At 43.1% G+C, this 23,452-nt stretch carries 24 protein-coding genes, 2 tRNA genes and 1 riboswitch; of the genes, 11 read left to right on the top strand and 15 right to left on the bottom strand.

What is annotated here, in order from left to right; translation table 11 throughout:
* Both G511_RS0117270 and ycaO read right to left on the bottom strand, forming a co-directional pair.
* Window positions 1-799 (bottom strand): retention module-containing protein (locus G511_RS0117270; RefSeq protein WP_028470756.1); only part of this gene is annotated, 799 nt, incomplete at its 3' end.
* 186 nt (window positions 800-985) lie between these two features.
* Window positions 986-2,710: a 30S ribosomal protein S12 methylthiotransferase accessory factor YcaO gene (gene ycaO / locus G511_RS0117265; RefSeq protein ID WP_028470755.1), complete on the bottom strand. Its 1,725-nt coding sequence runs from the start codon at window positions 2,708-2,710 to the stop codon at window positions 986-988.
* 241 nt (window positions 2,711-2,951) lie between these two features.
* On the opposite strand from ycaO, the gene G511_RS0117260 reads away from it, so the two are divergent.
* The 6 genes from G511_RS0117260 to G511_RS0117235 all read left to right on the top strand — a co-directional run bounded on the left by G511_RS0117260 (window position 2,952) and on the right by G511_RS0117235 (window position 8,119).
* Window positions 2,952-3,027, top strand: a tRNA-Asn gene (locus tag G511_RS0117260).
* Window positions 3,028-3,045: 18 nt separating this feature from the next.
* Window positions 3,046-3,122: transfer RNA gene (locus G511_RS0117255), tRNA-Pro, on the top strand.
* Between the two features lie 105 nt (window positions 3,123-3,227).
* Window positions 3,228-4,829: a GGDEF domain-containing protein gene (locus G511_RS0117250; protein ID WP_028470754.1), complete on the top strand. Its 1,602-nt coding sequence runs from the start codon at window positions 3,228-3,230 to the stop codon at window positions 4,827-4,829.
* Window positions 4,830-4,975: 146 nt separating this feature from the next.
* Window positions 4,976-5,611, top strand: a complete 636-nt coding sequence (locus G511_RS0117245; RefSeq protein WP_028470753.1) for a helix-turn-helix domain-containing protein — start codon at window positions 4,976-4,978, stop codon at window positions 5,609-5,611.
* A gap of 61 nt (window positions 5,612-5,672) precedes the next feature.
* Window positions 5,673-5,777, top strand: a riboswitch (SAM-I-IV-variant riboswitch).
* A gap of 40 nt (window positions 5,778-5,817) precedes the next feature.
* Complete coding sequence (locus tag G511_RS0117240; protein WP_028470752.1) at window positions 5,818-6,171, top strand: hypothetical protein; 354 nt, start codon at window positions 5,818-5,820, stop codon at window positions 6,169-6,171.
* 193 nt (window positions 6,172-6,364) lie between these two features.
* Window positions 6,365-8,119, top strand: coding sequence for a DEAD/DEAH box helicase (locus G511_RS0117235; RefSeq protein ID WP_028470751.1), 1,755 nt, complete (start codon window positions 6,365-6,367; stop codon window positions 8,117-8,119).
* Window positions 8,120-8,206: 87 nt separating this feature from the next.
* Here the strand turns inward: G511_RS0117235 and G511_RS0117230 are convergent, their stop codons facing one another.
* The 3 genes from G511_RS0117230 to G511_RS0117220 form a co-directional block, all read right to left on the bottom strand.
* Window positions 8,207-8,689: an outer membrane lipoprotein gene (locus G511_RS0117230; protein WP_156905246.1), complete on the bottom strand. Its 483-nt coding sequence runs from the start codon at window positions 8,687-8,689 to the stop codon at window positions 8,207-8,209.
* 100 nt (window positions 8,690-8,789) lie between these two features.
* Entirely contained in the window at window positions 8,790-10,568 is a 1,779-nt protein-coding gene (locus tag G511_RS0117225) for an ABC transporter ATP-binding protein (protein WP_028470749.1), read from the bottom strand.
* A gap of 155 nt (window positions 10,569-10,723) precedes the next feature.
* Entirely contained in the window at window positions 10,724-10,966 is a 243-nt protein-coding gene (locus G511_RS0117220) for an HP1242/YdcH family protein (protein WP_028470748.1), read from the bottom strand.
* A 242-nt stretch (window positions 10,967-11,208) separates the two neighbouring features.
* Here G511_RS0117220 and aroA point away from each other — a divergent pair, with 242 nt between their 5' ends.
* Window positions 11,209-12,489 (top strand): 3-phosphoshikimate 1-carboxyvinyltransferase, encoded by a 1,281-nt coding sequence (gene aroA / locus G511_RS0117215; RefSeq protein ID WP_028470747.1) that lies wholly within the window; start codon window positions 11,209-11,211, stop codon window positions 12,487-12,489.
* A 288-nt stretch (window positions 12,490-12,777) separates the two neighbouring features.
* On the top strand, window positions 12,778-13,758 hold the full coding sequence (locus G511_RS0117210; RefSeq protein WP_028470746.1) for an NAD(P)H-binding protein: 981 nt from the start codon (window positions 12,778-12,780) through the stop codon (window positions 13,756-13,758).
* 61 nt (window positions 13,759-13,819) lie between these two features.
* Here G511_RS0117210 and G511_RS0117205 read toward each other — a convergent pair whose 3' ends face one another.
* Window positions 13,820-14,803, bottom strand: a complete 984-nt coding sequence (locus tag G511_RS0117205; RefSeq protein ID WP_028470745.1) for a YeiH family protein — start codon at window positions 14,801-14,803, stop codon at window positions 13,820-13,822.
* Window positions 14,804-14,953: 150 nt separating this feature from the next.
* On the opposite strand from G511_RS0117205, the gene G511_RS0117200 reads away from it, so the two are divergent.
* The gene (locus G511_RS0117200; protein ID WP_028470744.1) at window positions 14,954-15,847 is read left to right on the top strand and encodes a LysR family transcriptional regulator; all 894 of its coding nucleotides are present in this window, start codon (window positions 14,954-14,956) and stop codon (window positions 15,845-15,847) included.
* Window positions 15,848-15,866: 19 nt separating this feature from the next.
* Here G511_RS0117200 and G511_RS0117195 read toward each other — a convergent pair whose 3' ends face one another.
* The 6 genes from G511_RS0117195 to G511_RS0117170 form a co-directional block, all read right to left on the bottom strand.
* Window positions 15,867-16,685: a fatty acid desaturase gene (locus G511_RS0117195; RefSeq protein ID WP_028470743.1), complete on the bottom strand. Its 819-nt coding sequence runs from the start codon at window positions 16,683-16,685 to the stop codon at window positions 15,867-15,869.
* A gap of 348 nt (window positions 16,686-17,033) precedes the next feature.
* Window positions 17,034-17,474, bottom strand: coding sequence for an SRPBCC family protein (locus tag G511_RS0117190; protein ID WP_028470742.1), 441 nt, complete (start codon window positions 17,472-17,474; stop codon window positions 17,034-17,036).
* A gap of 82 nt (window positions 17,475-17,556) precedes the next feature.
* The gene (locus tag G511_RS0117185; protein ID WP_028470741.1) at window positions 17,557-18,426 is read right to left on the bottom strand and encodes an MYG1 family protein; all 870 of its coding nucleotides are present in this window, start codon (window positions 18,424-18,426) and stop codon (window positions 17,557-17,559) included.
* 151 nt (window positions 18,427-18,577) lie between these two features.
* The gene (locus G511_RS0117180) at window positions 18,578-18,775 is read right to left on the bottom strand and encodes a CPXCG motif-containing cysteine-rich protein (protein WP_028470740.1); all 198 of its coding nucleotides are present in this window, start codon (window positions 18,773-18,775) and stop codon (window positions 18,578-18,580) included.
* 60 nt (window positions 18,776-18,835) lie between these two features.
* On the bottom strand, window positions 18,836-19,327 hold the full coding sequence (locus G511_RS0117175; RefSeq protein ID WP_028470739.1) for a P-loop NTPase family protein: 492 nt from the start codon (window positions 19,325-19,327) through the stop codon (window positions 18,836-18,838).
* Window positions 19,328-19,433: 106 nt separating this feature from the next.
* Complete coding sequence (locus tag G511_RS0117170; protein ID WP_028470738.1) at window positions 19,434-19,679, bottom strand: Rho-binding antiterminator; 246 nt, start codon at window positions 19,677-19,679, stop codon at window positions 19,434-19,436.
* Between the two features lie 129 nt (window positions 19,680-19,808).
* Here G511_RS0117170 and G511_RS0117165 point away from each other — a divergent pair, with 129 nt between their 5' ends.
* Window positions 19,809-20,963 carry an IS110 family RNA-guided transposase gene (locus tag G511_RS0117165; protein ID WP_028470737.1) on the top strand — a complete coding sequence of 385 codons (1,155 nt, stop codon included), beginning with the start codon at window positions 19,809-19,811 and terminating at the stop codon, window positions 20,961-20,963.
* Window positions 20,964-21,156: 193 nt separating this feature from the next.
* A complete protein-coding gene (locus G511_RS24420) occupies window positions 21,157-21,309 on the top strand; it encodes a hypothetical protein (RefSeq protein ID WP_156905245.1) in 153 nt (50 codons plus the stop codon).
* Window positions 21,310-21,834: 525 nt separating this feature from the next.
* On the opposite strand, the gene G511_RS0117155 is transcribed toward G511_RS24420, so the two are convergent.
* The 3 genes from G511_RS0117155 to G511_RS0117145 form a co-directional block, all read right to left on the bottom strand.
* Window positions 21,835-22,266, bottom strand: coding sequence for a hypothetical protein (locus G511_RS0117155; RefSeq protein WP_028470735.1), 432 nt, complete (start codon window positions 22,264-22,266; stop codon window positions 21,835-21,837).
* A 114-nt stretch (window positions 22,267-22,380) separates the two neighbouring features.
* Window positions 22,381-22,812: a flavin reductase gene (locus G511_RS0117150; RefSeq protein WP_028470734.1), complete on the bottom strand. Its 432-nt coding sequence runs from the start codon at window positions 22,810-22,812 to the stop codon at window positions 22,381-22,383.
* A 363-nt stretch (window positions 22,813-23,175) separates the two neighbouring features.
* On the bottom strand, window positions 23,176-23,452 hold a 277-nt coding region (locus G511_RS0117145; RefSeq protein WP_028468965.1), incomplete at its 5' end, for a transposase.

Below are 23,452 nucleotides of genomic sequence, written 5' to 3'. Positions count from 1 at the left end.
CGCTGACTTGCGGGGCGGTGTTACCCAGCGCATCGCTGGCATCCAGGGTGACCGTTAAGGTGCCATCGTCTAAGCCGGTGACATCCACAACCGCCGTCCAGCTACCATCGGCGTTAACCACCAAATTGCTGATCGGGCCGCTTGTGCCACTGCCATCGGTGACCGTCAGGGTATCGACGCTGCCGCCCGCTTCGACCGTACCTTGTAGGACGGTGAGGTTCTGCGCGTCGATGCTGCTGATCATGTCATCGTTAAGGCTGTCATCTTTAATATCAACCGTGGCGGCGGTCGCCGTATCCACGTTGAATAACCCAGCTTCTCTTATGATTTCAGGTTGTGCCTGAGCCAAGCCAGTAGTTTCATATCCAGCTTCAGGATTTCCCTCTAACGCTGTTCGCTCGATCAGCTCAAATGTATTACCTTCATTATCAGCATTTCCGCCATCTGCTACATTACCAGCAGCAGCCTCTTCAGCAATTAATGTAGGGTCAAGTCCTTCTAATATAGCTTGTTGAATAGCGTCAACTGATGCTAGTTCAGCATCAACCACTGCTTCATCTATAGGGTAATCCTCGGCTGAGGTGTATGTTTCGGCGGTAACCAACCAGCTTTGTCCGCCTTCAAGTACAACTGACTCACCATTGGACATGAATACTTCAATTTTGGCGTCTGGCGAAGTTCGTATAGCCTCATCGGCATATACATCATCCCCGAGCGCTAAAAGTCTCTGTGTTCCATCTGCTTTAATTGCATACGCTTGTCCAACAATAAAGCTTACAGATCCTACAACAGTAGCCATGCGATTTTACCCCATAGAAATTTCGTCTAGTTACAGACCATTTAACTGATTTCAATTCTTTTTTAAAATTGTACCGTGGTACAGGATAGTCGACAGAAAAGAACTTTGCCGAAGCAGGAGGCTTTAGTTTGCACTAAAGCCTATAACCCTGCTCTCGATCAAAACTTGGGGAAATGACGTTAAGAATTAAGCTTTGGCTTTTTGAAGGCGCTCATATGCCGCTAACAATGAGGAGTGTTCTTTAAGTTGAGACAAATCCATATCAACACCTATTAAATGATCAAATACATTCTTGCCATTAATAAGGTTTTGACACTTCGCCAGTAAGTCAGAGCCATACAAGTCTTTGAGCACTCTTGAGAAGGCATCTGTTTTGTCCTTTTCAAGCAAGGTAAATTGCAGCATCTGGTTAAGGCAACGATGCACTTTTTGCTGTGACTTATTTAGCTCCCCAAACTGCAGCAACCAATCATTACATTCAAGCGCTGCGCCATGATCTTGCAAACACAATGCAATTAAGCACTTGAGCTCAACTACTCTAAGCCCTTCATAACAACCACCTGCATCTGGTGTAATACCAATAAGATCAGATATCAACTGCTGATCATCCAAACCTAACACCGCCAACTCTTCATATAGCTCTTCAAGCTCTAAATTAGTAAGCTTAGCTAGCGTCATGATTCTGCTACGCATAGGCACGCCAATATTATTGTTATTCCATACCAGCTCTTCTACTGGATAGATTTCAGACATGCCTGGCACAATAACGCGACAACAATAAACACCTAAGTGCTCATAATCTGCAATATATATATCCATATCTACTTTGTGAATTAGGTAACATAGATGCTCAAACTCAGCTTTTGTATCTCCTTCTATATTCCACTCAACAAACTCATAATCTGCATCAGAAGAAAACAACTCCCATGACACCAAGCCGCTAGAATCGATAAAGTGAGTTTCTAGGTTATGGGGGTCTGCCACTAACTGAATGTCAAAAGAAGGCTCAGGAAAATCGGCTAGCTGATCAAGAGCTCGTCCCTGCAACAGCTCAGCTATAGTTCTTTCTAACGCAACCTCAAATTTTGGATGAGCACCAAAAGAAGCAAAGCAACCACCGTTCTCTGGGTTAAACAGCGTTATATTAACCAAAGGAAACTTTCCGCCCAATGAAGCATCTAGAACATAAATAACAAAACCACGTTCACGTAGCGCAGCAATTGCCTCCACTACTTTTGGATACCGATCCACAACTTCATCCGGTATTTTGGGCAAGCTAATGCCCGACGAGATAATAGTGTTCTTTATATGCCTTTCGAATATTTCTGATACAGCTTGAACTCTCGCTTCATATGAAGTGTTCCCAGCAGCCATACCATTACTAACGTAAAGATTACCTATAATGTTGACGGGAAACCAAACCTCCTGATTCGTTTTCTGTTTAACGAATGGTAAAGCACAAATACCCCGTTCATTATTCCCTGAATTGGTATCTATCAGCATGGAGGCTGTTAGCTCATCATCCATGTTGTAATGGCTTAATGTTGCTTCATCCAATAACCCTTTCGGTATTTCATCAGACTCAACTGAAAACCACCTTTCGTTTGGATAATGAACAAAGTCACCTTCAGCTATATTTTTACCTAGATAAAAGTCTGCGAAGAAATAGTTACAGCTTAGCCGTTCAAAATATTCACCTAACGCACTTGCTCTAGCAGCATCTTGAGTAGCCCCCTTCCCATTTGTAAACAACATGGGGCAATTCTTATCTCTAATATGCACGGACCACACATTGGGCACAGGGTTTAACCAATTAAGCTCCTCTATATCAAAACCCAACTCTGACAATAAGTGGGACATTTTTTCGACTGAGTCTTCTAACGGCGCATCTTTACCCGTAATACATGTCATATCACATCTCTATTCAGCTTTTTCTTGTCGATTCAAATCGACTTATATTGTTATATCCTAGTAACCACTTCGTATAGAAGTCCGCTCTCTATTAATGCCTATATTGCACCACATGTAACAGCGAAATATAAGAAGTTAGTTAATATGATTAAAAACAACGACTTTATTAAAAATAATTACCACAATTCGCTTGACGACATGTGCCTCCATCACTAATATACGCGCCCACAGGTTGAGTCGTTCCTCGATAGCTCAGTTGGTAGAGCAGTAGACTGTTAATCTATTGGTCGCTGGTTCGAGTCCAGCTCGAGGAGCCAATAACTTGTGAATTGTGTCGGAGCATAGCGCAGCCTGGTAGCGCATCTGGTTTGGGACCAGAGGGTCGCAGGTTCGAATCCTGCTGCTCCGACCATTCTTTAATATACTGCTATATATCTTCTTTCGTTACTTTTTGTTTGCATCGTCACGACTCTTACTTTTAAATAAACACCAGCTATTTTTCTTCAAGGACTGACATGTGCGGGTATTACTTTATTTAATTTGTATTTTAGGCCTCTTACCGCAGCAAGCCATTTCGTCAGAAAAAGTGACTCTTCAACTTCGCTGGCACCATCAAGCACAATTTATCGGCTATTACACCGCCAAGTCTAAAGGCTTTTATGATGAAGCAGGGCTAGATGTCACAATTAAAGCAGGCGGCCCAGGCATCATCCCCTGGCAAGAAGTTGTTAGTGGCCGTAGTGATTATGGCGTCGAAAATAGCAACGCCCTTACTGCCTTTATGTATGGAGAACCCGTCACCGCATTAGCAGCGATATATCAACATTCACCAAGTGCATTCCTCACAAAACGCTCATCAGGCATAAAAACACCCGCAGACCTTGCCGGAAAAAATGTCATGATATTCCCTGGCGCCCAAGACCCCGAACTAATGCTGCTACTAAAACAGCAAAAATTATCGAAGTTCGACCTTAACCTTATAGCAACCAGCACCGACCTTAACGATCTAGTTAACGATGAAGTCGATGCTTTCAACGCCTACATCTCCAATGAACCCTACGCCCTAGAGCAACTCGGCATACCTTATAACCTGATCAAGCCAACAGACTATGGTATAGATTTTTATAGCGACATTTTAATTACCAATAAATCATCTATTACTACTCACCAAAAACGCACCGATGCATTCATTGCCGCTAGCCTTAAAGGCTGGCAGTACGCTTTAAGCCACCCCGAAGAAGCCATAACACTCTTCAAAAACGAATACCCAACCAAGAAAGACCTAGGACACCTTCGTTTTGAACTTAACATGGCTCACGAGCTTATAATGCCAGAACTGATTGAAATCGGTCACATGAATCCAAAAAGATGGCAGCATATGGTAAACATGCTCGCGGACGCCGGGATCATTAGAAACAAGCACAGCCTTGAAGGTTTTATCTATAAATATGAAAGTAGTATCGACTGGAGCTTTTGGAAGCCCATCATTTACTTTGCTGTAGGCTTAATGACAATACTGGCCAGCATTAGCTTTTATCTTCTGTCATTAAACGTAAAACTAAAACGCGAAGTTGCCACCCGGCGCGCAGCAGAAGAACAGCTTATCCACCTAGCAACGCACGATTCACTTACAGGGCTGGCTAATCGCTCAGCGCTGTCGTCTTATTTGGATATGTTTATAAAACTTGCCAAGAGAAACAATCTAACACCCGCTATTCTCTATATAGACCTTGATGGCTTTAAAGCGATAAATGACACTCACGGGCATTCGGCCGGGGACCAAGCACTGATCCGCTTCGCAAAGAAAACCCAAACACTACTCAGATCAAGCGACATCTTTGGCCGCCTCGGCGGAGATGAGTTTCTTATTTTACTTGAGAACAGCACACGTGAAGGCTCACACCACCTCGCTCATAAAATTCTTGCCAGCTTAGAAATACCCATGCAATTCAACAACTCTCATAGCAAATTGGGTGCAAGTATTGGCATTGCCATTTATAAAAATCATGAAGAGACTTTTGATCAGTTTCTTACCAGAGCAGATAGAGCCATGTATTACGTTAAACATAACGGAAAGTCAGGCATTGGCGTTGCAGCCCCCTTTAAAGCAAATAAATGACAACCATAGCTTTCATATAAGAAACTTTTGTTCAAATCCACTATAATCTGCAAAAATACACTCAACACTCAACAATATTCAGACTAATGATGACTCTCTAATACGGTTTACCTGAGAACACATAAGAAGAAAAAACGGAGACATTCATGCCTGACCAACCACTACCCCAACATAGCGAAAACCCTGCATTCAATGTCACTCGAAGTGCAACCAGCGAAGATACAGTTGAGCCTCTTCAGCTAGGAAAGCGAGTTCGCGAAATTAGACTAAGCCAAAGCCTAACGCTAGAAGAAGCCAGCAAACTAACAGGACTGGCCCGCTCTACATTATCAAAAATTGAAAACGAACAAATATCTCCTACCTTTACTGCCGTATCCAAGCTAGTTAAAGGACTGGGTATTGATATACCCCAACTGTTTTCCCAACCTTCACGCTCAGCCGGTGCTGGCGGAAGAAGAGATATCACCCGCGCCGGAGAAGGAAAGCCTCACCCTACACCAACATACGAGCACGAATTACTAGCAAACCAGCTCACCAGTAAAAAAATGCTGCCTTATCGCACCACTATTCGCGCTAGGTCTTTTGAGGAATTTGGCGACTGGGTCAGACATGAAGGCGAAGAACTCCTCTATGTAATAAGCGGCAGCATCATCTTTTATTCTGAGTTTTATGAACCGGTTAGCTTAGATGAAGGCGATAGTGCATATTACGATTGCGAAATGGGCCATGCAGTCACATCTACCAGCGAGAACGATGCAGTCATTCTTTGGGTAACCGCTTAAAGCCCAAGAAAATATATACACCTACAACTCTTGCCGCATAAATTACTTGATGCTAAATTATATACAACATCAAGAGAAGGGCTGACGTCCTCGCCAACCTGCCAACCTGGGCAAGGTGGATACCGAATTTCGGTGATGCGGTCTATCGACAATTAACCAGGCCCCTCTACTTCGTCAGCTTTTGATTTTTTATATCAGGAGCGAACATGTTTGAAGCACACCAACCCACTGCAGACTTGTCATCAAGCCAGAGCCGCCATGAAGACAACTCTATCGATGAGCAAATCTTAGATCAGATTATCAATAGCAAAACCCATAACTGCCCTTTACGCATATGGAGCAGCCATGGAAAACGAAAAGACAATCTTGGCAAACCAAACACTTTTCTATTTTTATACATCGAATACAAAGACCATCGAAACAACTCCTGCTACCTATGCAAAGAACTAGACAGCGGTCTCCTACTCGACCATCAGTTCCTCATCATGCTGGCAGAATCAGTCTTACTAAAAGACATTTCTGTACAACAAACGCGAGAGTGGCTTAGTAATAACCCGTAACATCGGTTATTACCGACCCCAAGCCCCTCCTTTCAATTGAATAATGCGTATTTTCTACTCAAAACACACTTATTTTCTATTATGTGCATTAAAACTGCGGCCTGTACTAAACGAGCCAAATCTTCTATAATGCCTCATTATCATTCCATTCCGGTCGATCTAATCGACCTAGATTTATAACAGGTTCAATTAGATGTCATTAGACGACCAGCCCGCCTTTAAAGAACTGGGCTTGGCCGCTCCTTTGTTGCAAGTGCTACAAGAGATCGGTTACGAAACACCTTCGCCAATTCAAGCTCAATGTATCCCTCATCTTCTTGAAGGAAAAGATCTGCTTGGACAGGCACAAACAGGTACAGGTAAAACTGGTGCCTTTGCTCTGCCAATCATGACGCGTATTGATATTAATACGAAGAATCCGCAGCTATTAGTTTTGGCTCCAACACGAGAACTAGCTATTCAGGTAGCTGAAGCTTTTCAGACTTATGCTCGTCACATGCCTAACTTCCATGTACTTCCTATTTACGGTGGTCAGGCTTACGATGTTCAATTACGTCAATTACGCCGCGGCGTACACGTTGTTGTAGGCACACCAGGGCGCGTAATGGATCATATCCGTCGCGGCTCTCTAGTGCTAGACAACCTACAAACACTCGTACTTGATGAAGCAGATGAAATGCTACGCATGGGCTTTATTGATGATGTTGACTGGATTCTGAGTCATACACCACCTACACGCCAAATTGCTTTGTTTTCTGCAACAATGCCACAGGCAATTCGCAAGTTAGCACTACAGCATCTTAAGAATCCTATTGAAATTAAGATTGCTAGCAAAACAGCGACAGCCACGACAATCAAACAGCACTACTGGCGCGTCAGCGGTGTACATAAACTAGACGCTCTTACTCGTATTCTTGAAATGCAACAGTTTGACGCTATGTTAGTTTTTGTACGCACTAAGTCAGCAACTACTGAGTTGGCCGAGAAACTATCTGCCCGTGGCTATGCCTGCGAAGCACTTAATGGCGATATTTCTCAGCAAGTTCGTGAGCGTACAGTTGAGCGCCTTAAGAATGGTAAGCTCGATATCCTTATCGCGACTGATGTTGTTGCTCGTGGTCTTGATGTTGAACGCATCAGCCATGTTCTTAATTACGACATCCCATATGATACAGAGTCCTACGTCCACCGTATTGGTCGTACAGGCCGCGCTGGCCGTTCTGGCGAAGCTATTCTATTCGTTGCTCCTCGTGAACAGCGCATGCTACGCATGATTGAACAAGCTACCCGCCAGAAAATTCAGCCAATGGAGCTTCCATCGGCAGCAGATATCAACGTTAAACGCCTGGACCGCTTTAAACAGCAGATCAGCGAGACTATGGACAGCCAAGATCTATCTCAATATCTTGACCTGTTAACTGAATATCAGCAAGAACATGACACTGACCCTATTAATATAGCTGCTGCTTTAGCTGTATTACTACAAGGACAAACGCCTCTACTTATTAGTGAAAAAGAGCTTCGCGGCCCTAAATCATTCGATGATAGAGACAGTGGCGGCAGAGATAGCCGCTCTGAGCGCGGTGAACGTAGACCTCGCAAACCACGCGGTGAAACCTCAAATGCAGACATGCAACGCTACTGCCTATCTGTTGGGCAAGAGCACGGCGTTAAACCAGGTAACATTGTTGGCGCCATCGCAAACGAAGCTGATATTGAAAGCCGTTTCATTGGCCAGATTGAGATCAAAGACAAAGCTACTTTTGTTGATCTACCTGCTGGTTTACCGAAAGAAACCGTTGCCGTTCTACAGAAGATTGTAGTGTGTGGACAACGTCTAAATCTTAAAGCAGTTGACGGTGCAGGCACCCCATCAAAAGGTGGCCGCCCATCAAACAGAGGACCAAGATCATCTGCTCCTCGCAAGCCTCGCGCTAACAAAGACTAAGCTTTAGTGGTAATAAAAAGGCGGATTTATAATCCGCCTTTTTTATGCCCGCCATTTAAGCAGACTCAACAATGCATAGCTTACATTCTAATAAACAATACGTGCTACACCGCCTCTTTTAAGCAGACGTACCTGCTCGCCAACTCTGAAGAAAGCCTGATTCTGTACTTCCTGAACAATAGACAAGGTTTCTCCATTAGATAAACGCACGGTAACTTCCTGGCCTTGCTTACGAGTAGCATTCCCCTCTATCGCTTGACCAACCATGCCTCCTGCAACAGCGCCGAGTACCGCAGCAATACTACTTCCTTTACCAGCACCAATAGTGCTTCCTGCAATACCACCGACGATGGCACCAGCACCGGTACCCACCACTCCATCTTTGCGGCCTTCAATAACAACAGGAGTGGCGGACAAAACCGTACCATAACGGACAGTTTGAACCTTTCTTGCTTCACTTTGGCTATAGGTCTTACCCGTTAAACCTGGCGAAGCACAACCGGATAGCACCAAGGCCATAGCGATAGTACCCAATACAGTACCGCGCATTGTTTTTTTAGGAAAAATCATTTTATCGCCTCATTTAATCAACTCGAGAAGAACAACTCTCTGTTTTACTTACTATTGCCCAATAAAGACAACAGCCAATGTATTCGCTGTAGTTACACAACTAATGCTGCCCATAAAGACGAGCATAGAGCCCATCTTGTTCAATTAATTGATGATGCCCTCCCTCTTCTGCAACCTTTCCATCCTCAAAAACATAAACGTGGTCTGCTTGCTTAACAGCACTTAAGCGATGTGCAACAATGAGAGTAGTTCTGTCTTTCAAAAAGTTTTGCAACGCATCATGCAGAGCACGCTCCGTTTCAGTATCCAATGCAGAGGTCGCCTCATCAAGAATGACGACTTGCGGGTCTGCCAACACCATTCTAGCCACAGCCAAACGCTGCCGCTGACCTCCCGATAGTCGAACCCCCTGCCTACCCACTAGCGCATATAAACCTTTATCTAATGCGCGGATAAACTTATCCAGCTGCGCTATTTTCAACGCTTTCCATATAGACTCTTCGCTAAAATCTTTCCCCATACATAGATTACTATGAATAGTGCCGTTAAATAGCGCTGGGTGCTGCAAAACAGTCGCCACATTATCTCTGACCACATCAAGGCCAATCTGTTCTACTGGAACACCATTAAAGCGAACCTTCCCAGCTTGCGGTATATACAAGCCTAACAGCACTTGCACGAACGTAGACTTACCACCACCACTGGCCCCGACTAATGCTATCTTTTGCCCTTTCTTAATCTGCAAAGAAAGACCCTTTAATATCTCAGTACCATCGTTATATGAGAAATAAACATCATCTATTTCTATGCTAACACTACGTGACGATTCAAACGGATTAGACAAAGCAGGATACTGCGGTTCTTGTTGTAGCTCCAAAATTCGATTGAGTCGAGCCAACGCGGCCTTAGCTCCATAATATGCATACTGAATCCCTAACACTTCCTGAACCGGCCCCATCATGAACCACAAATAGCCAAACACCGCCATCATTTGCCCAATTGATAGGTCCGAAAACACCACCATCAGCATCGATACTGCTCGAAATAGATCAAAACCGATTAAAAAAACTAAAAAACTAAAACGTCCCGCAGCTTCACTTTTCCATTCATATGCACTGGAGTTATCACGCACTTCGCGGGCATCGTCTACCAAACGGCTTAAATAATGCTGCTCACGGTTGCTAGCTCGAATCTGCTGAATAGCATCTAAGGTTTCAGTCAGCGCGCCCTGAAAAACCTCATAAGACTTATTCTCATGCTTCTTTAACTCTTTTACCCGCTTACCAATCACCGTTGTAAAGTAGATAACAACGGGGTTCAAAAACATAATAAATAGCGCTAACGCCCAATGCATCCAAAGAAGGATGATGGCAGTACCAATAATCGATAACGATGCAATTAATAAGCGGCTGACAGAGCTACCTATAAAACGATCGACCGTATCAAGATCTGTTACAAAATGAGAACTAACAGCACCACTACCGAGTGTTTCGTACTCGGCCATAGAGATTTTTCCTAATCTCAGCAGCATCATCTTCCTCATCCTAAAAATGATGTCCTTGGAGATAATAGTAAACTGTCGCGCCTGCCATACATTAAGCACAAGTGCTATCGCCCTCAGTATCACTGTGATGATTAAGATCGACACTATATAGAACACAGGGCCATGCCACTGCTCAGGAAAAAGAGGAGATAATGTCTCAATCAATACCCCCGGCTTTTCGAGCAAGACCTCATCCACCAATAGCGGCATTAATAAAGGTAGTGGAACAGAAGCAATTGTCGCTAGAATAGCCACCCAATTTGCAAAAATGAGCTCGCGTTTATGCTCAACAGTAATGCTTAAAATATACTTCCAACTAAAACGAAAAGACTGCATATCACCCTATCTATATAAAAATACAAATGAGGTATTTATACCACATACCCCTATTTCTGGCATTGCAACAGATACAAAAACACCCGCTATAGCGGGTGTTTTATTTAGCGTTGTACGAACAGCTTCTATTGAGAAGACGGCGTACCTAACTCACTTTATGCTGAAGCGCGTAGCATTGCGTATAACTGATCTTTCAAATGAAGGCGCTTAACTTTTAGCTCTTCTTCAGTACTCGTTGCAACCGGCTCTGCTTCCGTCTCCATACGCTCAACTTGTTTCGTGACAGCATGATATTCGGCGAACAATTTGGAGAAATGTGCATCATTCATTTTAAGAGAATGAATCTGATCGCGATACTCAGGCAATTCATGTATTAAATCGTGATGTTCAACGCTCATATCAAGTATTTCCTTGGTGGGTTACATTTTTCTTTTTTCTTCATAAGCAGTATCCCTGATATAGAAATGGCGTTCATTGATACTCATCAACATAGCCTGCTTAATACGCCAAAAGCCTCTATCAGCAAGAGATAAATATCACTATTTATAGATATTTTTTATGTATTTACTCTCGACCTTATGAGCAACACAAGGTAGGTTATATACCCCTGATAATTGTCTACTATAGAGCCCTAAATTTAATGGAAAGCCTGACACTCCAGCCTATTTCTTCTGTTGCCGGCGAGGTACAGATTCCAGGCTCAAAAAGCCTATCTAATCGTATTTTGCTGCTTGCCGCCCTCGCAGAAGGCGATACTACTATCACTAATCTGTTAGACAGTGATGATATCCGCCATATGCTGACAGCATTAAGCTCCCTCGGTATTAGTTACAAGCTATCGGAGAACCGCCAATCTTGCACCGTTAGCGGACGAGGACAATCTTTAGGAAAAACAGACAGCCCATTGTTTTTGGGTAATGCAGGAACCGCCATGCGCCCACTCTGTGCAGCCCTTTGCTTAGGCAGTGGCGAATATAAATTAACGGGTGAACCACGCATGTACGAGCGCCCAATTGGCGACCTCGTAGACGCATTAAGAACTCTCGGTGCCGACATCGATTACCTTGGCACGCCAGGCTACCCACCTCTTAATATCAAAGCCAATGGTTTACAAGGTGGCGAAGTCAGCATTAAGGGCAATATCTCAAGCCAGTTCCTAACTGCATTACTCATGGCTGCCCCACTTGCTAAAAACGACTTAACCATCCATGTTGATGGAGAACTTGTTTCTAAGCCTTATATCGATATCACCTTACATACTATGTCTTTATTTGGTGTTGAGGTTATTAACAACAATTATCAGTCTTTTGTTATTCGTTCCGGGCAGCAGTACCGCTCACCTGGCGAGATCATGGTTGAGGGTGATGCATCTTCTGCATCCTACTTCTTAGCCGCCGCTGCGATTGCCGGCGGCACTGTACGCGTTTATGGCGTTGGAGCCGACAGCGTGCAAGGCGACAAACGCTTTGCTGAGGTGCTCGAAGCGATGGGAGCCAAGGTTACTTACGGGCCAACCTATATAGAAGTTACAAAAGGCAAAGAGCTAACTGCAGTTGATATGGATCTAAATCACATACCCGATGCCGCTATGACGATTGCCACAACAGCATTGTTTGCTAAAGGCACCACAGCAATTCGAAACATTTATAATTGGCGAGTAAAAGAGACCGACCGCCTAGCAGCAATGACAACAGAGCTACGTAAAGTTGGCGCCATTGTCATTGAAGGCGATGACTTTATCGAAGTCACCCCACCTGCACAGCTACAGCATGCTGCGATTGATACGTACGATGATCACCGTATGGCTATGTGCTTTTCACTGGTTGCTCTCAGTGACACGCCAGTAACGATTAATGATCCGGGATGCACACGAAAAACATTCCCTGAGTACTTTGATCTGTTTAAAAGCATTTGCCAATAAAAGCTACAATGCGTGTCAGTTATTATGACTGGCACGCCCTTTTCCATTTAAAGCCTCTAAACAGGGCTCATCATTAGACAAAACCTCAAGCAGACCTTTTCAAGCGGCGGCCCACTCCATTAAATGTCTCTCTACACCAGGCTCTACAATAACCATCTAACTGGCCCTACCCTAAAGACCAACAACTAACAGAATATGTTGTAAATGGGTAACTACACAGCTCACTGCCATCTTAATTTACCCTCCCTCATTACAGATCATTTTCATTTTTTATCTGGAGAACACTCAATGACCAAAGCTATTGTGCTGGTTACCTCGGCGACTGGCCGTATTGGTAAAGAACTGGTTGCTCATTTATCTCAAGCTGGCGAATTCACGGTACGTGCTTGCTACCACACAGAATCAAAAATTGCCGACTTGAAAGCCATAGGCGCTGATGAAACAGTGTTCTTTGATCTGAACGATGCTAACAGCTGGGATGCTGCGCTAAACGGTGTTAGCGCAATCTACTCTGCATCACTTGACCCGATGCTAGAAGGCCATTTGAATTTTTGTAAAGAGCTGGCAAATCGCATCGACACTATCAAACACGTAGTGCGTGTAAGCTGCATGGGCGCGGATACCAACACGGCATCTTATCAAGCTGAGCAACACTCTTCCCGAGAAGGTGCATCAATACCCCTGATGCTACAACACTACTGGTGGGGTGAGAAAGCCTTGATCGACGCAGGACTGAACTTAACCGTATTGCGTAACAACTTTTTCATGAATCATCTCCTTAAGACCGATTGTGACAACATCGCCCAAGAAGGCTGGTTCAGTAACCCATTAGGTAAAGCACGCAACTCCTTTGTTGCCACTCGAGATATTGCAGAAGCGGCAGCCGTGGTATTGAGCGAAGGCCCAGAACGCCACGCTAACAAGTTTTATGATATTACCGGCCCTCAGTCACAGACGATGGCAGAAATCGCTGCCGACCTTGGCCGTGCCATGAACAAGACTATCGAGTATCGATCTCAATCAATGGTCGATTTTGAAAACGATTTCGGCGCTACTCGCGCAGAGTTCTTCGAATACCTCGTCAATGGTTTTTACTGCCGCTGCAGCCCCGATTTTTACAACCTTACCGGCCACAAACCTACCGCCTATTACGACTACCTAACAACTCAAGGCGCATCAGGTGAAACAGGCTTAGAAGAACTGTGGCAAGGCAATCTTTGGAAAAAAGGCCAAGACGCCATGAAAGCAGTAACGGCCGTTAAAAGCTAAAAACCTCTCATTAAGACTTTAGCGTGTCAGTTATTATAACTGACACGTTTTTAATGCATGACTAGGCAACTATCAACCACTGGTTTAGATAAAACCCACCAAAGATCAGCATAACAAAGAGCATTAACGACAATACCATTGGCTTAACACCAGCCTGCCTAATAGTGCTCCAACGCGTTTGAACACCTAGAGCGGCCATCGCTATCGCTAAAGAAAACTGGCTAGCCAGCTGTAAAGTACTTAACAGCGCCTCAGGTAACAGCAATAGACTATTGATACCTGAGGCCGCAATAAAGCCAAACACAAACCACGGGATAGCGATTTCACCACCAGATGAGCCATCACTACTGCGGGTAAGAAAGGCACTTAATATAAGAATAAAAGGCGCTAACATCATCACTCGAATTAATTTAACAACGACTGCGTTTTGTAAGGCTTCCCCTCCGATAGCCTCTCCTGCTGCTACCGCTTGCGCCACTTCATGCACCGTACTACCAATATAAATACCAAAGGCTTGTTCACTCATCCCAGAAAACTGAAAAATAAACGGATAACTAAACATGGCCAGCGTGCCAAACAAAACCACCGTAGCAACAGCAACTGTCACATTCTGCTGGCGTGGCTTTAATACAGACTCAGTAGCCAGAATAGCCGCCGCGCCACAAATAGCACTACCAACCGAGGTAAGAATTGCTAACTCTCTATCTAATTTAAAAAAGCGGATACCTACATAAGTACCTACACAAAATATACTCGTAATCACTAATAGATCGAGTACAAGCGCTTGCCAGCCCACGGAGATAATTTGCTGGAAGCTCAAACTAAACCCAAAAAGAATGATCCCCGCACGCAGCAGCTTTTGCTGACAAAAACGCGTGAATATAATCTCTTTATCAGCCGCTTTGCGCGTATTTAAATGACCAACAACAATGCCCAAAATGATAGCTAGTGGCAAAGCACTTAAACCGAATTGAGCGATAGCGGGTACCTTAGCGAGCAGAATAGCCACTATCGCAATCAACGGTAACGCTAATATTTGAGACATGAGAAAAACTCCGTGTAAAGATTTGTTTCACTCATAATCCATCTATACAAACATTAAGTAAAATGGGATTATTAGATCTAACACATTAGAAAAACCGAACATTTATTACGAAACATCCGTCACAAACTATTTTCTACGAGCGTACTTTCTATGAGCGTATCAGTTAAGCAATTGAGAGTCTTTGAAGCAACCGCTAGGCTCGGCAGGTTAACAGCGGCTGCTGACGAGCAAGCCATGAGCCAATCAGCCGCCAGCCAATCACTCAGAGAGCTTGAATCGACATTAGACTACCCACTCTTTCAACGTGTAGGCCGCGAGCTTATGATTACTGAATCTGGCCGAGACACGCTACCTAAGATCAACCAAATACTGCACCTAATTGACAGTTTACATACACCGGGAGACGGTACAATAGCGGGGCCTTTGCGCATTGCAGCCAGCGTTACCATTGCGACTTACCTGCTCCCTCGCCTACTTGCAGAGTTTATTCAGCGACATCCCAACGTTGTACCAGACGTTAAGATAACCAATACACAGCAGGTTATTGCCACATTAGAAAAAGGGCAAGGGCATATTGGTTTAATCGAAGGCCCTGCCCAGCATCGCCAATTACAGATAACACCTTGGCACGAAGACAAACTAGAAGTGTTTTGCCATACAAACCACCCGCAAGCACAAGCCGGGCAATTAAACCGCGAGCAGATAGAACAACAGCGTTGGATATTGCGTGAAGACGGCTCAGGAACCCGGCGGATTTTTGATACCGCCATGCAAGCCATTAATGTACAGGCACAAGTAGCTTTTGCATTAAACCGACAAGAAGCCATTAAACAGTCTGTTAAAGCAGGGCTCGGCGTGGGATGTTTATCACAACTCTCGATCGCGGAAGAGGTAAAATCGGGTAGCTTAGTAGTACTGAGTTCCCCTTTGGAGTTAACACGGCGCTTTTCCCTTGTTGCCCAGCCTACGCACAATAACAAGCTAACCGAAGCATTTATTGAGTTTATTAAGTCACAGACTCAATCTCTTTTCAGTAAAGACTAAACAAAAAATTTTAACGGATTCAGCCACTGCCAATCATCCGTGTAAAAATAGATTTTTGATAAAGGTGAGCTGGGATTCTATCTTCAATTTCTGCATGAAGTGCCGGTAGTTTTGACCAATGAGCACCTTGTTTATGGTGATGCGCAGTATGATAGCCGAGGTTGCCAGTCAAACGATTGAACAACGGATCTAGGTTGTTATAAGACGCTTCAAATTCGTTTTTTGTATCAAGACCTGAATGGTGCTCGTATGTCACATAAGCAGTAAACAGTAGACTGGTGATCATCGGCAATACGAATAACATTAAGCCTGCAACGGGTTTATACCAAACAAGAATAGCCACGATAATAAATGTTATCGCTGTATAAATAAGAAAAGTTGATAACTGCTTAGGGTGCTTTTTGCCCACTCGATACCCGCGAGTGTAAGCGGTCAGGGCAACATTGAGTGTGTACTCGCCCATCCCCATTCGAGTTCCGTCTTTGCGTTTCCAGCGACTCTCATCCAGTTCTTGATCAAGAAAATTTAAATGATGACCCAATACATGGTGTAGGCGCCAAAGATGTGTTGTTACACCTGTGTGCAAGGCGTAAACAAACTCTAAACCCCGGTTGAGGAAAGCCTGGCGAAATGTGAAAAGGTGTTGGTGGTGGTGATTCCATGCACAGATAACACCCTTTGGAAGTAACATCAACAAATAGTAGCCACCCAAAACAGCTATATCATTGATAGTAAAGTACAAAATAAAATCAATAACTGTCAGCGCTAGTACGATAAAGACAGGCCAACGGTCTTCTTTATACCTAAAACCATTCAAACTGTTTTGTTTTTTAAGCATTTTTTACATATTTTCCAGTCAAACAAACAATATTTATCAGCATGTTAATAAAAATTCATTGCCTCTTTTTTACTGCCTGCACTTGTCATATCGTTTTGATTACCCACTACTTAGTGGATACCACAAAGAACTCACATCTCAGCTTTTTGTTTGTTTCGAATGATAAAGGCAATACAGAGTAAAAACATAAAGTAAAATCAAAGAGTTGTATATAAGCAAATAGACGCTGCAACAGCCCATTAAGCCAGAGATACGACCCAAGATCCATTGATAACGTAAAAATAACGCAGCAAATATCCCCCTATTTTTTAGGGGTGATTCGAATGACCTTGTTAAACAACGCTCAATTCACGAATGATCTATTTGAACGTCATTTGGAAAAGGCGTTCCTGTACCAAGCTCAAGCGAATCTTTAAGACTGATCAAAAAAACAGCCCACTTAGTACTGCAGTGAGCCATAAAATTTGTCGCCTCTTTCCAGTTGGAATGAGTAAACCTTACAAAAGTCTGCTCTTTTTCTGCTTCTAATCGAAATAAGATTTCTGTACCTATCCAAGGATCAGGTATACACCCTGAATGCTGCCAGCATACGGTTTTATTGGGAATGAGCTCTTTCACAATAAAATCTGGGCCGCCACCATTAAAACGAAATTCAATGATGGAGCCTACGTCTCCCGCGCCCGACACATCATTCGTCCACCATTTAGCGAGGCCGGCATCTGTAGTTAACGCCTCATAGATTGCTTCAGGTGAAGATTTGATGCCAACTCGATGGTTTATGTCCGCCATAATATTCTCCCAAACATTAAGACGAAGATAACACCTCAAGAAGAAACGCGCATGATTTGTTATATTTTCAAGAGCACTTTTACTACTCTTGAAGTGCGATGGAAGCCATTTTCATAGTGCTTTCAAATGATTCTGCACCCGCAATAAATAAACCATTATGACAAAACATAGCGTCATCAATGCCTGTCACTCCTTTAAGTGCTTCACCCGATAAACCAGCCCATTGCTTAGGCAGCGATTTTTTATCCTCGAATGAACCTAGCTCAACAGGTACGGCTTGAATTCTCCATTGGCCAGACTCTGATGGGTAAACGATATATAACGCTTCTTTAGATAAGGCGTGTACTGTTGTTTTCCATGGCGTGTATTTATCTAAAACAATCACGCGCGGATCTTCTGCATTATCAATCGCTTTAGCGACAATTGATTTGGCACTAATACCACCGTTAGCAGAGGCAATGAATCGTGCTAAAACGCGCGATGCAAAATCAACGGCTTCATCAAAACAGGTATCAAAGTGGCTATCTTCTTGCCACGTTGGGTTAAACATCGAGATAGTTTGGCTAAGACTAACACCCTTAGAAACACCTTCACCATAACCACAATCGATAGCATCAATGGTTGATACTAGGCCTGTATCAACAGCATTGGCTACCTCTTGGTTACCCACGCATATTTCTAAGCCATATTTTTGCCAAACCAAACCAAATGAAGAATAAGGAATACCATTATCACGCTCACCGGCTCCGCCACGTTGGTGGTGATCAAAACGACCGGCGTCTGGATCATATTCACCGCCAACATCAATCACAATGTCTGCCTTACTAATCAATTCCAGATCACGTGTACGTATGAGTTTAAAAGAAGGGAAAATGCATTTAAGTGCAGCAATGCTGAAAACATCATCTGCATGAAAATTACCGCTGTGAGTTGCTATCGTTTTATCATTCATTTGTTTTACGTCATATCAGAAAGGGGTAATGAGTTGCAGCTAGTTAAACTTTACAGATTTGGAACGTCTTATTATCAAAAGTTTACTAAGCAAAAATAGTAGGGAGGATCCTATACGAAGACAGCGAACAAAAATAGCTGATTTTGAATAACTAAAACGCTTCATCTTCACTATAGACACTCACAGCAAGCTCACCATTAACACTTTCAGAAACCAAGAAATTAATGGGCTTACAACATACTTGGCAATCTTCAATATACTGCTGACCCAAATCAGTTGAATCAATCAAAACGTCAATCGTTTCACCACAGTATGGGCACCCTATGGGTTGTTCGGTTAATTGATTCAAATTTACGATACTCCTAGTTTGCATAAACGCATAATACCGAAATAATAGGCGCCAAGTTGTCTAGCCGTAGGTGCTTCTCTCATTGCTAGTGAACATACACTTTTTACCCTGATATTTTTCGTACAGCTCATTATGAGCGGCCATAGAAAAAGTATCTGTTCTTTCAGGGTACAAGACGATCCAATCAAGTAGCATACCTAAGTTAGCATCTTGAGCTTGCTTATTGGCATATTTATGAGGCTCCCACGGCCTGCTTTTGGCATTTGCGATGCAAGCATCCACGGGAAGATTCATAAATATGATTTCATTGGATTCTGATATGGCGACCTCTATTAGATCCGAATAGCAGCCTTCAATAACCCAACCTGTATTTGACTCGATAAATTTAGAAATCTCTTTTTGTGAATCTATTAATGGTTTTCTTAAAGGCGGCATTGTAGGGAGCCATGCCAAGGAATCTAAATCCAGATGAGCCAGCCCCCTTTCGCACAACTCTTTTGCAAGCGTCGACTTACCAGAACCAGAGTTCCCAAAGAGCAAAACTTTACGCACTCTCAGTGCCTCAATAGATGCATAGCGCTCGGCTTAAGGACTATTTAATAAATAGTCCCAGCCGCGCTTTTTGCGGCGATTACAGTCGCTTATTATGTGTAAATACTTAATTAAAAGTAATTAAATCAAAATGTGGATTTTCAATACAAGCTTCTAATACTGAAATTTCATCTAAGACTATTAAGCGAAAACTACCGTGAGTTTCTACCTTAATACATTCAGCTCTATTTGAATCAAGAGCTGTATCCAGAGCAATGCACTCTATTACATTTCCTGATTTCATTGTCAGCTTAAGTAAATACCGATAAATACAAGCTATCTCAATATAGTCGTACTTTTCACAGGGAATCATCTAATCTCACCCTCAAATAGAAGACACATAGACATAATGACTCCCACGAGGTGCTGACCTCCATTTTCGTGGGTTAGCTGTAAGCCAGAGCCATACTGTATTTGTTAACAATACACATTGGAGGTCAGCATGATTAACAGTAGCATAGTTTTTATTGGCTTAGACACTCACAAAGAATTTGTTGAAGTCGCCTATGTTGAAGATGATCGCAACGCTAAGGTCACTCATGTAGGCAGGATTCCTAGCAGCAAACTGTCTATAAAAAAAATGGTACGTCAATTTCAATCTAAATACCCCAACGCCACACTTCATTTTGTTTATGAAGCCGGTCCCTGCGGTTACTGGGTCTATCGATTGCTCACGAGTCTCGGCCATCCTTGTTATGTGGTAGCTCCTTCTCTTATTCCGAAGAAACCGGGAGAGTGGATTAAAACCGATAAGCGTGACGCGATGAAGCTCGCTCAGCTTTTACGTTCCGGGGATCTTGATTCTATTTATGTGCCCGAACCCGAAGATGAAGCGATACGTGATTTATCCCGAGCACGGGAAACGGCAATGAAGGATCTTAAAGACACTAAGTATCAACTTAAAGCCTTATTACTGCGTAACAATATTAAACCGACAGTCACGGATAACTGGTCGCAAAAACACCTGCGTTGGTTAACCGAGCTCATTCTGCCTTACCCTAGCCAACAGATCGTTTTACAGGAGTACATACAAACCATTACTGAGCGCGTTAAACGGCTCGAACGTTTAGATAATGAGTTGATTCATCATGTGAAAAACTGGCGCTATTATCCGGTTGTTAAGGCCGTTCAAGCCATGCGAGGGGTTCGGTTATTAGTGGCGGTGGGGGTTATTGCCGAACTGGGAGATCTCACCCGTTTTGATCATCCCCGCAAACTCATGAGTTATCTAGGGTTGGTGCCTAGCGAACATTCCAGTGGCGGGCATAAACGGCAAGGCAGCATTACTAAATGCGGAAATGGACGAGCCAGGCGTTTATTGATTGAAGGCGCACATAGTTATCGCTATAGCGCGAACATATCAACAGAACTGCAAAAGCGGCAAGAGTCGCTGAGTAAAGAGATCGTTGATATAGGTTGGCAAGCACAGTTACGTTTATGTAGGCGCTACCAGCGATTGATAAAACGGGGCAAACATTACAACGTGGTGGTCACGGCCATTGCGCGAGAGATGATTGCTTATATCTGGGCGATTGCCAGAGAAGTGGTGCTCTCGCCCGTTAATCCACGCAATCGTTTATCACGAGTGCCTGCATAATGATCAGTTTTGAGTTAGTGCATCGGATCGGGCCACGGCAGTGGCATAAGCTCCGACGGCGTTAGGCAGGCAACTACGTGAGTAGTTGATCCTCGAACATAGACTGAAGATCGGTGCCACGACGCCCCCTCATTCAAGAAAGTAGTAAGGTAGGCGCTGCTCATTGAAGAATGAGTAATCCACGAATACCAGCATGAAAACCGACGACATTACCGGCCTCATTCGATGTGTTAACTCATCCTATTTTGAGAAAAAGGCTTTAAAGAAAAAGCAGATATTCGTGTGGGTGAACTTGACGGTGGGAGTCATACCAACGCCGCGCTTTGCGGCAGATGTTGAGCGCTAGCGAGACAGCAGTCTGACAACAGCGCTTTGTTAAGTTTTTACGCAGGAACGTGATTTTATTATTCTTCTGATACTGGAATAATTTGCTTTCTTGCGGGTATTATTATTAACAGTCCAAGGGTCAAAAAGAATAAGTTCTTAATAAAAATTGATATTGGCTGAAAGTTAGAAAACAACCCAATAGATAATACTCCAGCAGCCCCTCCGACTACCATAGAAGCCCCCCAGACATATAAGCATACTAGCAGCGGTCCTCTAGACATAAGTAAACACAGAAGAGCGCATAGACGAACTGCTACTGCGAATAGAGAAAGTGTAACTTTCGATGCGGGTAAAACATGAAGTGATTGGTAAATAGAAACTAAAGATAACAAATCAATCAGAATGAAAATGACGACAGATGTCAGAAGTAAATATTTGTAATAGTTCGACTTTATTGTGAATTTCATAGTTCAACTCAAAACTTAACGCTTAGGGTGTGGGGCGCAAGGCGCGCAGCGGTGCAGCGTCCCACACGACCCAATTGTTATGTGTTTGCATATTTAAGTATGCCATTGATTAATGTGAGTGGGTTTTTGTTCTTGATTTTTAAATATTCAGGGTCGTCCTGCCCATACATATTTTGGGCGGCTGTTCTATTGCAGACCACCTTAAACCATTCAGTGTATTCATTAACGGCACGATTAAACATATTTAAAGCTCGGCCATTGAGGGTTGCCGAGTAATCCATTGCTGCTTCATGTTGCTTATGGTATTCGGCAGAAATTACAATGGTTGGGTTTTCACCATTTTCAATTTCCAAGGCACAACGGCGAAATGCTTTCTTAAGCTCTATTGCTGCATTGTGTCTAGATTGTATTTTCCCTCTGCGAATTGCTAATGCATGACCAAGACAAGCACCAAGCAAGAGTCCAATTAGTGTACCTACTGAAAATGTTCCTAGCTCAAATTCTGGCATGATGATTTACACATAACGCCTCGTTAAGAGGCAAATAATTGTTGGCTAAAATAAGCGACGAAGGAGCAAATAGCCAACTGTAATTTGTCCTGCTTTAACGACTTGTTATACGAATTATTTAAAGTATACCGCTTTATTGAAAATTAAAGGTTGTATACCTAAGTGGTTTTCTGAGCTAATAATTTCAGCTGTAATTACGACCTGCTCATTTATTTCTACTACGTTTAAAGTTCGACAAATAGTAGAAGAGCAGCAGTTTAAAATTATTGGTAAATTATGCTCAGTTGAATTAATTTTTGCTAGCGAAGCATTTGGCTTATGTTCGCAGTTTTTACCACCAAATTCTCGAGCTAAGTCCTCCTGACCTAAACCTAACTCATTCACCGAAAAAGCTTTTCGTTTAAGTAATAAATTTGTAGCTTTTGCGCCTTTTGGGATAGAGATAATTAAATGCTCTTTCTCTACTTGAGAAACCCAAGCGATTGCCATTCCTTTGTAGTCATCATTCGTACCAGTGAGAATGATGGATACTCCATTAGTGAACATAAAATACCTATTCGTATAACATTTGTATATACGGGGGTCCGTGTATCTACCCACACTGTTATTAATTAAAAACAGATGTAATCGTTTGAAAAGGAAGGGAAATTTTTAGGAATATAGAAACCTCTTCCGTGGCAAACCGCGCATGCGTGTTAACAATTGATATACGGGGGTCCGTGTATCTACCCATGCCAGACATCCATCTGTCTGATTTACTTATATTTTTAACTCAACCTTTGAAGCAATACAAGCATTTGTGCCGCTCTAGTTTGTGTAAACAAGCATGAGTTTTGCCAACCTATAAATATACTGTATATTAAAAAGGGGTATCCCTTTAGCTCCATTCATATACTAATCAGCAACATTTTACTTTTTTATCACATCCTTGTAGGTAATTGGGGATGTTAAAATACTACGCTGAAGCAGTCGATAAAAAAGTAAGCCTCTAGATTTTGAGGTCCGTCGATTAAAACGAAAAACAAACTCATCTAGATATGAATCAAGTTGTTTTGGCTGTATCGCCCCATGATGTGTGCCTAGCAACCACCGTTGCAATAAGGCAGCAACGCGATGAACGCCTGGCATAGATTCATGAGCAGCAACATCTGACCCAAGATGAACCGAGCGTCGATGCGTATATCCT

The organism is Neptunomonas japonica DSM 18939 (assembly GCF_000422765.1).
Classification (GTDB): Bacteria; Pseudomonadota; Gammaproteobacteria; order Pseudomonadales; family Balneatricaceae; genus Neptunomonas; species Neptunomonas japonica.
This window is presented reverse-complemented; position numbering and strand designations above follow the sequence as displayed.